This window comes from Zobellia sp. B3R18, from assembly GCF_018860715.1.
Taxonomy (GTDB): domain Bacteria; phylum Bacteroidota; class Bacteroidia; order Flavobacteriales; family Flavobacteriaceae; genus Zobellia; species Zobellia russellii.
This window is the reverse complement of record NZ_JAHKQG010000011.1, coordinates 182,748-195,875: the sequence shown is the minus strand read 5'-3', so window position 1 is coordinate 195,875 and position 13,128 is coordinate 182,748. Positions and strand designations below refer to the sequence as shown.

The following is a 13,128-nucleotide window of genomic DNA, read 5'->3' as shown; positions in this document are numbered from 1 at the left end:
AGCATATTATAATGAATTTAAGTAATCTAAAGCCGGCAGATGGTTCTACCAATAGAGCTGGCAAGAGAATAGGTAGAGGTCAGGGATCTGGTAAAGGTGGGACTGCTGCAAGAGGACACAAAGGTGCTAAGTCTAGATCTGGTTACTCTAAGAAAATAGGTTTTGAAGGTGGTCAGATGCCATTACAAAGACGTGTGCCTAAATTTGGTTTTACTAATATAAACCGAGTGGAGTACCAAGGAATCAATATTGAGAAATTACAAGAGTTGGTCGATAACAAAAAGGTTAAAGACGCTGTAACTTTTGAAATGTTGGTGGAAAACGGTTTGGCCAAAAGTAAGGACCTTGTAAAAATATTAGGTGGTGGAGAGTTAAAAGCTTCACTTAAGGTTTCAGCGCATAAATTTACGGCAAGTGCCAAAGCGGCCATTGAAGCGGCTGGTGGAGAAGCAATAAATTTATAAGCATAACTGACCATGAAGAAATTTTTCGAGACCATATCCAATATTTGGAAGATAGACGAGCTAAGGAATAGGATTATGCTAACCCTTGGTTTGTTGTTGGTATACCGTTTTGGTTGTCAAATTGTTCTTCCGGGTATTGATTCTACACAATTAGCGGAATTAGCCTCAGGTACCGATTCTGGTATATTTGGGCTTTTGAATGCTTTTACTGGTGGTGCTTTTGCAAATGCATCAATTTTTGCCTTAGGTATTATGCCTTATATATCGGCATCTATTGTTGTTCAGCTTATGAGTATTGCTATACCTTATTTACAGAAGTTGGATAAAGAAGGTGAAAGTGGTAGAAAAACGAAGAATCAAATTACTCGTTGGTTAACTATTGGTATCTGTGTAGTTCAGGCTCCAGCTTATTTATACGGTCTGGAAGCTTTTGGAGTTCAAGATAGTGCCTTTGTTTTAGGTAAAGGATTGGATTTCATGGTTCCTGCAGTTATTATCTTGGTAACCGGTTGTGTTTTTGCAATGTGGTTGGGAGAGAAGATTACTGATAAGGGTATTGGTAATGGTATATCGCTTTTGATTATGATCGGTATTATTGCTACTATGCCTCAATCTTTTGTTCAAGAATTCATTTCTAGAACTGTAGATAACAATGGTGGTCTTATGTTTATCCTTATTGAAATTATACTTTGGTTCTTGGTTATCTTGGCCAGTATACTTTTGGTAATGGCTACGCGTCAGATACCGGTGCAATATGCAAGAAGGACTGCTTCTGGTGGTTATGAGAAGAATATAATGGGGTCTAGGCAGTATATTCCTTTGAAGTTGAATGCTTCTGGGGTTATGCCTATTATCTTTGCTCAGGCTATAATGTTCGCTCCTAGTTTAATAGGAAAAACGTTCAATAACACCGCTGTGGGTCAGTGGATGGAAGTTCAGTTTCAGGATATATTTGGTCTAGCTTACAACGTGTTGTTCGGTTTATTGATAATTATTTTTACGTATTTCTATACAGCTATTACAGTTCCGACCAATAAAATGGCAGATGATTTGAAGAGAAGTGGTGGTTTTATACCTGGAATTAGACCAGGAAAAGAGACAGGAGACTTCTTAGATAAAATAATGTCTTTGATTACATTGCCAGGTTCCGTATTTTTGGCGCTTTTAGCAGTATTACCTGCTATAGTGGTTAAATTAATGGATATTCAAGCGGGTTGGGCTTTGTTCTATGGTGGTACATCACTTTTAATTATGGTAGGTGTTGCAATAGATACGGTACAGCAAGTAAATGCGTATTTGTTGAATAGACATTATGACGGGTTGATGAAAACTGGGAAAAATAGAAAAGTCGCATAAGTATGGCTAAACAAGCAGCAATAGAACAAGACGGGTCTATAATTGAAGCATTGTCAAACGCAATGTTTAGAGTAGAGTTAGAGAACGGTCATGTAGTAACGGCTCACATTTCAGGAAAGATGCGTATGCATTATATTAAGTTACTTCCTGGAGATAAAGTTAAATTGGAGATGAGTCCTTATGATTTATCCAAGGCCAGAATTACATATAGATATTAGTAATACGATAGAAGAATAAGAACGATGAAAGTAAGAGCATCAGTTAAAAAAAGAAGTGCCGACTGCAAGATTGTACGCAGAAAGGGCAGGTTGTACGTAATCAACAAAAAGAATCCTAGATTTAAACAAAGACAAGGATAGTTATGGCAAGAATTGCAGGTGTAGACATACCAAAACAGAAGAGGGGCGTAATTGCATTGACCTATATTTTTGGTGTCGGTAGAAGTAGGGCTAAAGAGATTTTGGAAATAGCCCAAGTAAGTGAGGATACGAAAGTGTCTGATTGGAACGATGATGAGATTGGTCGTATCAGGGATGCGGTTTCTTCTTTTACTATAGAAGGTGAGTTACGTTCTGAAACACAGCTTAATATTAAGCGTTTGATGGATATAGGTTGTTACCGTGGTATTCGTCACAGATCAGGTCTTCCCCTTAGAGGACAACGTACAAAGAATAACTCTAGGACGAGAAAAGGAAAAAGAAAAACGGTAGCCAACAAGAAGAAGGCAACTAAATAATAAGTAGGTTATTATGGCAAAGGCAACTACAAAATCAGGTGCAAAAGCGGCAAAGAAGCGTAAAGTAATCGTTGACTCGGTTGGAGAAGCTCACGTAACTGCATCTTTTAATAATATTATAATTTCCCTTACCAATAAAAAAGGAGATGTCATTTCTTGGTCATCTGCTGGAAAAATGGGTTTTAGAGGGTCTAAGAAAAACACTCCTTATGCTGCACAGGTAGCTGCGGAAGAGTGTTCTAAAACTGCTCATGAAGCTGGTTTGAGAAAAGTAAAGGTCTATGTTAAAGGACCTGGTAACGGAAGAGAATCTGCAATTCGTGCCGTTCATAATTCTGGTATAGAAGTTACCGAAATTATTGATGTAACACCGATGCCGCATAACGGTTGTCGTCCTCCAAAAAGAAGAAGAGTTTAATTAATTACTAATATTTCACAGAAGTGTTTTTTACGATTATCGAAGGATAAGCCTTAATTCATAATCACACTTCTTAATTTAAGAAAATGGCAAGATATACAGGACCTAAGAGTAAAATCGCCCGTAAGTTTGGCGAAGCAATTTTCGGAGATGACAAATCTTTCGAAAAAAAGAATTATCCTCCAGGACAACATGGTAACGCAAGACGTAGAGGTAAGAAGTCTGAGTACGCGGTACAGTTAATGGAGAAGCAAAAAGCTAAGTATACCTACGGTATCTTAGAAAAGCAGTTTAGAAACATTTTTGCTACTGCTAAAAGAAAAGAAGGTGTTACCGGTGAGGTATTACTTCAATTATGTGAGTCACGTTTGGACAATGTAGTTTTCCGTATGGGAATCTCTCCATCAAGAAGAGGAGCAAGACAATTGGTTTCGCACAGACATATTACGGTAAATGGTGAGTTGGTAAACATACCATCTTATTCTTTAAAGCCAGGTGATGTTGTTGGTGTACGTGAAAAATCTAAATCTTTACAGGCCATACAAGATTCACTTGCTGCTAACAGTAAAGTGTACGAATGGATAACTTGGAATTCAGAAAAGAAAGAAGGTGCTTTTGTAACCGTTCCTGAAAGACTTCAAATTCCAGAGAATATCAAAGAACAATTAATAGTTGAGCTTTACTCTAAATAATAAAGAACACTAAGTCATATGGCATTATTTAATTTTCAGAAACCCGATAAAGTAATAATGATCGATTCTTCGGATTTCGAAGGGAAGTTCGAATTTCGTCCTTTGGAGCCCGGTTATGGGTTAACTGTAGGGAACGCACTAAGAAGAGTGTTGCTTTCATCATTAGAAGGCCATGCGATTACCTCTGTGAGAATGGATGGTGTGGAACATGAATTTTCGGTTGTTTCTGGTATAGTAGAAGATGTTACAGAAATAATATTGAATCTTAAACAAGTTCGTTTTAAGAAGCAGATAGAAGATTCTGAAGCAGAAGTAGTTTCAATTTCCGTAAGTGGAAAAGAGCAATTGACTGCTGGTGATTTCCAGAAATTCATTTCGGGTTACCAAGTGTTGAATCCGGATTTGGTTATCTGTAATATGGATTCTAAAGTGAACATCAACATGGAAATAGTTATAGACAAAGGTCGTGGCTATGTTCCTGCAGATGAGAATAAGAAATCCAATGCTGCTTTAGGTACGATTGCTATTGACTCTATATTTACTCCTATAAAAAATGTAAAATATAGTATTGAGAACTTTCGTGTAGAGCAAAAAACAGATTACGAAAAATTGGTTTTCGAAATTGTTACAGATGGTTCTATTCATCCTAAAGATGCTTTAACAGAAGGAGCTAAGGTTTTGATACATCACTTTATGTTGTTTTCTGATGAGCGTATCACTTTGGAAGCAGATGAGATTGCCCAAACAGAGACTTATGATGAGGAATCACTTCACATGCGTCAGTTGTTGAAAACTAAATTGGTAGATATGGATCTTTCAGTACGTGCCTTGAATTGTTTGAAGGCCGCTGAAGTAGATACTTTAGGAGATTTAGTTTCTTTCAACAAGAATGACTTGATGAAATTTAGAAATTTCGGTAAGAAGTCATTAACAGAATTAGAAGAATTGGTTATCAATAAGGGGCTTAGCTTCGGGATGGACCTTTCAAAATATAAATTAGATAAAGATTAATCGATATTTCTTACACGAAGGGAAATTCCCTGGGATTGGAGAAATACATTAGAACAAAATAATGAGACACGGTAAAAAAGTCAATCATTTAGGACGTAAGACAGCGCACAGAAAAGCGATGTTGGCCAACATGGCATGTTCCTTGATCGAGCACAAAAGAATTAATACAACCGTAGCTAAGGCTAAGGCGTTAAAGCAATTTGTTGAGCCTTTGATTACAAAATCAAAAGCAGAAAACAACCTAACTGCAGAAAAGGGAACTCATAACAGACGTATCGTTTTCAAAAACCTTAGAGATAAGTATGCAGTTACTGAATTGTTCAGCACTGTTGCAGAAAAGGTTGCTGATAGACCAGGTGGTTACACAAGAATTATTAAACTTGGTAATCGTTTAGGAGATAACGCTGATATGGCTATGATAGAGTTGGTTGATTTTAACGAACTTTACAATGCTGGTAAAGCCAAGAAGAAAACTACTAGAAGAAGTAGAAGAAGTGGTGGTAAAGGCGAAGAAGAAGCCGCTAAGGTAGAGGCTAAGGAAACTAAAACTCCACCAGTAGTTGCTGAAGATTCTGAAAAGGGGTCTCAGAAAGATATTGAAGCTAAAGCAGACGATTCAGAAGAATAAGATGTTGATATTTAATAATATTTGGAAAAGGATAAACTTAATAGTTTATCCTTTTTTTATGTTTATTTGTGAAATTAAAAAAAATACAGACGTATGAAGTATCAATCCCGAAAGAAAGCATTGTTATTGTTGGCCGATGGAACCATTTTTTATGGAAAATCAGTAGGCGATAAAGAGGGGACTGCATTTGGAGAGGTTTGTTTTAATACTGGAATGACGGGGTATCAAGAGATATTTACCGATCCATCATATTTCGGTCAAATAATGGTAACTACAAATGCCCACATTGGTAATTATGGTACCGTTGCCGAAGAAGTAGAGTCAGATTCAGTTAAGATATCTGGTTTGGTTTGTAGAAATTTCAGTTACAACTATTCAAGACCAAGAGCGGACAAGAGTTTAGAGAGTTTCTTAGATGAAAATGAACTTTTTGCTATATCAGATGTAGACACCCGTGCATTGGTGAGCTATATTAGAGATAATGGCGCTATGAACGCAGTAATATCTACAGATGTAGATAATATTGTAGAATTAAAGGAGAAATTGGCCAAAGTGCCAAGTATGGAGGGACTGGAACTAGCATCTAGTGTGTCAACCTCTGAGCCTTATTTTTATGGAGATGAAAATGCACCTCTTAAAATTGCTGCATTGGATATAGGAATTAAAAAGAATATTCTAAGAAACCTGGCCAAAAGAGGAGGTTACATAAAGGTTTTTCCCTATAACACTTCTTTTAAGGAAATGGAAGCATGGGGAGCAGATGGATATTTTATTTCAAACGGTCCTGGCGATCCGGAACCTTTATCTGATGCTATTGAGACAGCAAAAGGTATGATTTCTAGCGGTAAACCCGTTTTTGGAATATGTCTAGGACACCAAGTCATTGCTTTGGCAAACGGGGTGTCTACTTATAAAATGCATAATGGCCACAGGGGAATTAATCATCCTATCTTGAACCTGCTCAGTGGAAAAGGGGAAATTACCTCGCAGAACCATGGTTTTGCCGTAAATAGAGAAGAAACCGAGTCTAATACCAATTTAGAGATTACACATGTACATCTAAATGACCAAACTGTTGCCGGTATTCGCATGAAGGACAAAGACGTATTTTCGGTGCAATATCACCCGGAAGCTAGTGCCGGTCCACATGATGCAGAATATTTATTTGATCAATTCTTTGAAATGATTGAGAAAAATTCAGTAGCTCTGGCATAAGGTTAAGTAATTGTTATAATATCGGTAATATAGTTGCGCCGTACAATACATTACTTACGCGGTTTTGTATATTTGCAGCTAGCTAAATTTAATAGAATTCGAAACATAAAATTATATTTATGAGTATCATATTAAGTGTACATGCACGTCAGATTTTAGATTCAAGAGGAAACCCGACCGTAGAGGTAGATGTAATTACCGAGAACGGTGTAATGGGTAGGGCTGCAGTACCATCTGGAGCATCAACAGGAGAACATGAGGCTGTAGAGCTTCGTGATGGAGGAAAAACCTTTATGGGTAAAGGTGTTCTTAAGGCGGTAGAGAATGTAAATACAGTTATTGCCGAAGAAATTTTGGGAATGTCCGTTTTTGAGCAAAATCTTCTTGATCAAGTAATGATCGACTTAGATGGTACTCCAAATAAATCAAAATTAGGGGCCAACGCTATTTTAGGTGTTTCTTTAGCGGCAGCTAAGGCAGCGGCCAATGAGTTGGGTATGTCTTTGTTCCGTTATGTGGGTGGTGTAAGTGCAAACACATTACCAGTGCCAATGATGAATATCATCAATGGCGGTTCGCATTCAGATGCACCTATCGCTTTTCAGGAATTTATGGTTATGCCGGTAAAGGCAAAGAGCTTTTCTCATGCCATGCAAATGGGTACTGAAATCTTCCACAACCTTAAAAAGGTACTTCATGATAGAGGTCTAAGTACGGCTGTAGGTGATGAAGGTGGTTTTGCTCCTAACTTGGCAGGAGGTACTGAAGATGCATTGGATACCATTGCAAAAGCGGTTGAGAATGCAGGTTATAAATTAGGTGATGAAATCATGATCGCTTTGGATTGTGCTTCTGCTGAATTCTATGTAGACGGTAAATATGACTACACTAAATTTGAGGGCGATAAAGGAGTGGTAAGAACTTCTGAAGAGCAAGCTCAGTACTTGGCAGATTTAAGTGCTAAATATCCTATCATTTCAATTGAAGATGGTATGGATGAAAATGATTGGGACGGTTGGAAATCTTTGACCGAAAAAATAGGTGATAAAGTACAGTTGGTAGGAGATGACCTTTTCGTAACCAATGTTGAGCGTTTATCTAAAGGTATCGAAAATGGAATTGCTAACTCAATTTTGATTAAAGTAAACCAGATAGGTACATTAACAGAAACTATTGCAGCGGTTAATATGGCTAAAAATGCTGGATATACTTCTGTTATGAGCCACAGATCTGGTGAAACAGAGGATAATACCATAGCAGATTTGGCTGTAGCGCTAAATACGGGTCAGATTAAAACTGGTTCAGCTTCTAGATCAGATCGTATGGCCAAGTATAACCAATTGCTTCGTATTGAGGAAGAATTAGGAGATACGGCCTATTATCCTCAGGATAAAGCGTTTAAGATCAAGTAGTGATTTAAGACAGCTAAATGTAATTTAAAAAAAGCCTTTCTTTTCGATATATTTCGAACTAGAAAGGCTTTTTTTTTGGACTAATGACAAAGTTTACCTACCTTTTTAACAAACTTCTAACCAGAACTTCGCATGAATAACTTTCTCTTTGTTGCTGCTGAAAACGATGCTATACCTAATTGTAAAGCAGGGGGCATGGGCGATGTTGTGCGAGATGTACCAAGGCACATTTCCAAACGTGGAGATAAGGTACAGGTTGTTGTACCATCGTACTCCAGGCTTCACCTAAACGGAACATTTAGAACAAACCTTAATTTTCAGTTAAGGGGAACTACATACAGTGCCGAGCTCTATGAGGTAGTTGGGAAAAAAGAATGCCCCAATATAGTTCATTATGTCATTCACCACCCGGAGATTCAAGAAGGTGGTATAGCCCATATTTACCACGATGATCCCACAGAACCTTTCTTTACTGACTTTATAAAATACATTATTTTCTGCACCGCCGTCGCGGAAGCAATAAAAATGGGAGCTTTTGGAGAGCTGGATGTTGTTCATATGCATGATTGGCACGCAAGCGCATTATTATTTCTAAAAACTTATCACCCTAGGTACAAGGAGTTGAGGAAAATGAGATATGTTTATAGCATTCACAACTTGGCTATACAGGGTATACGACCATTTTATGATAATTATGCATCCGTACATAACTGGTTTCCGGAACTGCAGTTGGATCATGAGGCCCTAAAGGATCCAAGATATGAAGATTGTATTAATCTTATGGCGGTGGGTATTCGCCTTGCGGATTCGGTGCATACCGTGTCACCATCGTATAAGGAAGATGTAATGTTGCCTAGTGCCAGGCCCGAATTTGTAGGTGGAGAGAGCTTGGAGAAAGATTTGCAGCAAGCAAATAATGAAGGACGCTTAATAGGAATTCTAAACGCTTCAAACTATAATAACATTAGAAAGGCTGAGAAAGGGTTGCTATACCGTAATACGATTAAAGCACTTTTTGGGTGGTTACAGGATGAATCAAAAAAATACAAAGCGGATTTCTTGGCCCATACCGGCGAAAAAATCATGCAACATGTAGATGAAAAGCCCAAGTTCATTGTCTCTAGTGTAGCTAGGTTAACGGAGCAAAAGTTTTATTTTTTTAAACGATCGCCGGAAGCCTTTGAGCAAATGCTGGAAAGACTACAAAAAGTAAACGGAATCTTTATGCTTTTAGGGACTGGAGATCCAGATTATGAAGAGTTTTTCCGTAGCATGAGTTACAAACACCATAATTTTGTTTTTACCAATGGTCAATCAGAAGATTTAATAGATTCCATCTACTTGGAATCGGATTTGTATTGTATGCCTAGTCTTTTTGAACCTTGTGGTATTAGCCAAATGTTGGCTATGCGTAATGGTAACCCTTGTTTTGTTCATCATACAGGAGGGTTAAAAGATACGGTTGAACATCATGTTACGGGTTTTGCCTTTGACGGAAAGACCTATGATGAAAAAATAAAAAATATGGTCAAGAACTTTAGCGAGGCCATAGATGTCTGGGAGAACGATAAGGCCAAGTGGAAAAAAATTAAGGGTAATGCAGAAAAGGTTCGATTTACCTGGGAAAAATCTTTGGATGAATACTATGAGAAATTGTATGTTCTCTAGTAAAAATCTATTATTCTACAACAACCAATTAAATCATTGTTAATAATTAACTAAAGGAAAAAACATCATTGTTAAGATGTTACATTTTCCGTAAATTTACATCCACTTCAATTTTAAGTAAAATTCAAAAATGTCAGATAAAGCTACTTTAGAGTATAACGGTAAGAAATACGATTTTCCAGTAATAAAGGGCACCGAAGATGAGCTCGCCATAGATATCAAGAGTTTACGAGCGTCCACAAACGGTATAATAACTATAGATCCAGGCTATAAGAATACAGGTTCTTGTGAAAGTGCCATAACTTTCTTAGATGGTGAGAAGGGAATTTTAAGATACAGAGGGTATTCTATAGAAGAGCTTGCCGAAAAAGCGGATTTTTTAGAGGTTGCCTACCTTTTGATTTTTGGAGAATTACCGAATAAAGTAGAATTAGAAAAATTTCATGCAGATATAAGAGATGAATCTCATGTAGATGAAGAAATGAAAAAGATTTTGGACGGATTTCCAAAATCTGCACATCCCATGGGCGTACTATCGTCTTTGACCAGTGCGCTTATAGCATTTAATCCATCTACCGTAGATGTTTCTTCGGATAAGGACATGTACCATGCCATTGTACGTATTTTAGCTAAGTTCCCGGTTCTTGTGGCTTGGACACTTAGAAAGAAAAAAGGTTTGCCTTTGGATTATGGCGATGATACTTTAGGTTACGTAGAGAACATTCATAAAATGATGTTCAAAAAACCAAACCAAGTGTACCAAAAGAACGATTTGGTTATAGATGCTTTGGATAAATTATTGATTTTGCACGCAGATCATGAGCAGAACTGTTCTACATCAACCGTGAGAATAGTAGGTTCTTCGCATGCAGGTTTGTTCGCTTCACTTTCGGCAGGAATTTCTGCTCTTTGGGGACCGTTGCACGGTGGTGCCAATCAAGCAGTTTTAGAAATGCTTGAGGCCATTGAGAAAGATGGGGGAGATACAAAGAAATATATGGCCAAGGCCAAGGATAAGTCGGATCCGTTTAGATTAATGGGCTTTGGACATAGGGTTTATAAAAACTTTGATCCACGCGCAAAAATCATTAAAAAAGCAGCGGATGATGTGTTAAGTAATTTAGGTATTGAAGATCCTATTTTAGAAATCGCCAAAGGTCTTGAAAAAGAAGCTTTGGAGGACCAGTATTTCGTAGATAGAAAATTATATCCTAACGTAGATTTTTATTCAGGTATAATCTATCGTGCTTTAGGCATACCTACTGAAATGTTTACCGTTATGTTCGCTTTAGGCCGTTTGCCAGGGTGGATTGCTCAATGGAGAGAAATGCGCTTAAGAGGAGAGCCGATAGGAAGACCAAGACAGGTTTATATTGGAGCTACTTTACGTCCTTTTGTAGATGTAGATTTAAGATAGATTATAATAACTATTTATAGAAGTGTCCATTTTTGAGAATCTCAAGAATGGACACTTTTTTTATTTCGGGAATGTGTATTGCCCGTCATTTCGTTCTCTTATCTTTGGCAAAAAAAAATAGTATATGCTAAAGCTTCATGTTAACGACGAGATTTCTAGGTTAAGGGCCGTAGTTTTGGGTACTGCCAAGAATAATGGTCCCGTTCCAAAGCCAGAAGAGGCGTATGACCCTAAATCATTGGAACATATTTTGGCGGGAACCTATCCAAAGGAAGAAGATATGGTTTTGGAGATGGAAGCCTTTGCCAAGGTATTCCAAAAATATGACGTACAGGTTTTTAGACCTGAGGTCCTACAGGACTGTAATCAGATTTTTTCAAGGGATATAGCATTTGTTATAGAGGATAAACTTATCATAGCCAATATTTTACCGGATAGGGAAAAAGAGGTAGAAGCCATTCTTCACGTTTTGGATAAAATTGAAGATCAGAATATTTTACATCCACCGGTTGAAGTCCATGTAGAAGGTGGTGATGTCATGCCTTGGCAAGATTATATTTTTATTGGCACTTATACCGCAGATGATTATCCCAATTATATTACGGCCAGAACAAATCAAGCGGCCGTAGATTATATTACGGAACAATTTCCGAATAAAAAGGTAAAATCGTTTCAGTTGCGTAAGTCCAATACTGATGCAAAGCAAAATGCACTTCATTTAGATTGCTGTTTTCAGCCCTTGGGAAAAGGAAAGGCCATATTGCATAAAAATGGATTTTTGATAGAAGAGGAGTACCAATGGTTGGTAGACTTCTTTGGAAAAGAAAACATATTTGAAATTTCTGCAGATGAAATGTACCAAATGTTTAGCAACGTATTCTCTATTTCACCGGAAGTAATAGTTTCGGAAAAGAATTTTACGCGACTCAACACTTGGTTGCGCGAGCAAGGTTTTACGGTGGAGGAAATCCCGTATGCCCAAATTGCAAAACAGGAAGGCCTTTTACGTTGCAGTACCCTACCGTTAATTAGGGACTAATGCCACTTTCAGGATATTTTAGGGGTATTGTTAGGTGTTTTGTTTTAACAATATTGTCCTCTTATTTTTCTATTCTACACTAGGCTACACAGATTTAAAAGCACTAATTTTGCTTCAACTTAATTGAATTTATTATGCAGATTACGAACACTATACTTATGATTCGTCCGGTTAATTTTAGGATGAACGAGCAGACTGCGGTCAACAATTACTTTCAAGAAGATATTGATATTCAAAATACTACTATTAACGAAAAAGCCCAACAGGAATTTGATGCTTTTGTAACTATTTTACGAAGTAAGGGTGTAAACGTAGTTGTAGTTGAGGACACGAAAGAACCCGATACTCCGGATTCTATTTTCCCAAATAATTGGATATCCTTTCATGCGAATGGTACCGTAGGTCTGTACCCTATGTTTGCGGAAAATAGACGTAATGAAAGACGAGAGGATATTCTGGAAACTCTTGAGGAAAACGGGTTTCAGATAGAAAATATTGTAGATTATACATCTGCGGAAGCCGAAGGTGTTTTTCTTGAGGCCACAGGAAGTATGGCTTTGGACCGTGTAAATAAAAAGGCGTACTGCGCTCTATCCAGTAGGGCAGATGAGGATTTGTTTATCGAGTTCTGTGAAGATTTTGAATATTCACCGGTCATCTTTACGGCAAACCAATCTGTAGATGGTAAGAGAATGCCTATATATCATACCAATGTAATGATGTGTTTGGCCGAAGATTTTTCGGTTATCTGTTTGGATACTATAGATGATAAGAAGGAACGTAAAAATGTTATTGGTCATCTAAAAGAAGATGGTAAGGAAGTTATTGCCATTACGGAGCAGCAAATGCACCATTTTGCAGGAAATATGCTTCAAGTTTCAGGTAGTGATGACAAGAGATATTTGGTAATGAGTTCCTCGGCATACCATAGTTTAACTCCAGCACAAGTTGAAGCTATTGAAAAGCATTGCGAGATTATCCATAGTTCTTTGGAAACCATAGAGACCTGTGGTGGAGGGAGTGCACGCTGTATGATGGCCGAAGTTTTTCTGCCCCGTTCAAAATAAGGATT

15 protein-coding genes are annotated in these 13,128 nt (G+C 37.6%); all 15 read left to right on the top strand.

What is annotated here, in order from left to right; translation table 11 throughout:
- Nucleotides 1-11 precede the first annotated feature (11 nt).
- The 15 genes from rplO to ctlX all read left to right on the top strand — a co-directional run bounded on the left by rplO (nt 12) and on the right by ctlX (nt 13,123).
- Entirely contained in the window at nt 12-464 is a 453-nt protein-coding gene (rplO, locus tag KO513_RS07385; RefSeq protein ID WP_215438397.1) for a 50S ribosomal protein L15, read from the top strand.
- Nucleotides 465-476: 12 nt separating this feature from the next.
- Nucleotides 477-1,820: a preprotein translocase subunit SecY gene (secY, locus tag KO513_RS07380; protein ID WP_215438396.1), complete on the top strand. Its 1,344-nt coding sequence runs from the start codon at nt 477-479 to the stop codon at nt 1,818-1,820.
- 2 nt (nt 1,821-1,822) lie between these two features.
- Entirely contained in the window at nt 1,823-2,038 is a 216-nt protein-coding gene (infA, locus tag KO513_RS07375) for a translation initiation factor IF-1 (protein WP_013751343.1), read from the top strand.
- A 24-nt stretch (nt 2,039-2,062) separates the two neighbouring features.
- Entirely contained in the window at nt 2,063-2,179 is a 117-nt protein-coding gene (ykgO, locus tag KO513_RS07370; RefSeq protein WP_013305171.1) for a type B 50S ribosomal protein L36, read from the top strand.
- Nucleotides 2,180-2,181: 2 nt separating this feature from the next.
- On the top strand, nt 2,182-2,556 hold the full coding sequence (gene rpsM, locus KO513_RS07365) for a 30S ribosomal protein S13 (RefSeq protein ID WP_194524636.1): 375 nt from the start codon (nt 2,182-2,184) through the stop codon (nt 2,554-2,556).
- 13 nt (nt 2,557-2,569) lie between these two features.
- Nucleotides 2,570-2,974, top strand: coding sequence for a 30S ribosomal protein S11 (gene rpsK, locus KO513_RS07360; RefSeq protein ID WP_038238201.1), 405 nt, complete (start codon nt 2,570-2,572; stop codon nt 2,972-2,974).
- An 86-nt stretch (nt 2,975-3,060) separates the two neighbouring features.
- Nucleotides 3,061-3,666 (top strand): 30S ribosomal protein S4, encoded by a 606-nt coding sequence (rpsD, locus tag KO513_RS07355; protein ID WP_215438395.1) that lies wholly within the window; start codon nt 3,061-3,063, stop codon nt 3,664-3,666.
- 18 nt (nt 3,667-3,684) lie between these two features.
- Nucleotides 3,685-4,677, top strand: coding sequence for a DNA-directed RNA polymerase subunit alpha (locus KO513_RS07350; RefSeq protein WP_215438394.1), 993 nt, complete (start codon nt 3,685-3,687; stop codon nt 4,675-4,677).
- Nucleotides 4,678-4,738: 61 nt separating this feature from the next.
- On the top strand, nt 4,739-5,305 hold the full coding sequence (gene rplQ, locus KO513_RS07345; protein ID WP_215912888.1) for a 50S ribosomal protein L17: 567 nt from the start codon (nt 4,739-4,741) through the stop codon (nt 5,303-5,305).
- Nucleotides 5,306-5,398: 93 nt separating this feature from the next.
- Nucleotides 5,399-6,520 carry a glutamine-hydrolyzing carbamoyl-phosphate synthase small subunit gene (carA, locus tag KO513_RS07340; RefSeq protein WP_215912887.1) on the top strand — a complete coding sequence of 374 codons (1,122 nt, stop codon included), beginning with the start codon at nt 5,399-5,401 and terminating at the stop codon, nt 6,518-6,520.
- Between the two features lie 119 nt (nt 6,521-6,639).
- Nucleotides 6,640-7,932: a phosphopyruvate hydratase gene (eno, locus tag KO513_RS07335; protein WP_215912886.1), complete on the top strand. Its 1,293-nt coding sequence runs from the start codon at nt 6,640-6,642 to the stop codon at nt 7,930-7,932.
- 132 nt (nt 7,933-8,064) lie between these two features.
- On the top strand, nt 8,065-9,600 hold the full coding sequence (locus tag KO513_RS07330) for a glycogen synthase (protein ID WP_215912885.1): 1,536 nt from the start codon (nt 8,065-8,067) through the stop codon (nt 9,598-9,600).
- A 130-nt stretch (nt 9,601-9,730) separates the two neighbouring features.
- Entirely contained in the window at nt 9,731-11,017 is a 1,287-nt protein-coding gene (locus KO513_RS07325) for a citrate synthase (RefSeq protein ID WP_215912884.1), read from the top strand.
- Between the two features lie 124 nt (nt 11,018-11,141).
- Nucleotides 11,142-12,056: a dimethylarginine dimethylaminohydrolase family protein gene (locus KO513_RS07320; protein WP_215912883.1), complete on the top strand. Its 915-nt coding sequence runs from the start codon at nt 11,142-11,144 to the stop codon at nt 12,054-12,056.
- Nucleotides 12,057-12,190: 134 nt separating this feature from the next.
- Nucleotides 12,191-13,123 (top strand): citrulline utilization hydrolase CtlX, encoded by a 933-nt coding sequence (gene ctlX, locus KO513_RS07315; protein ID WP_215912882.1) that lies wholly within the window; start codon nt 12,191-12,193, stop codon nt 13,121-13,123.
- The last annotated feature ends 5 nt before the right edge of the window (nt 13,124-13,128 follow it).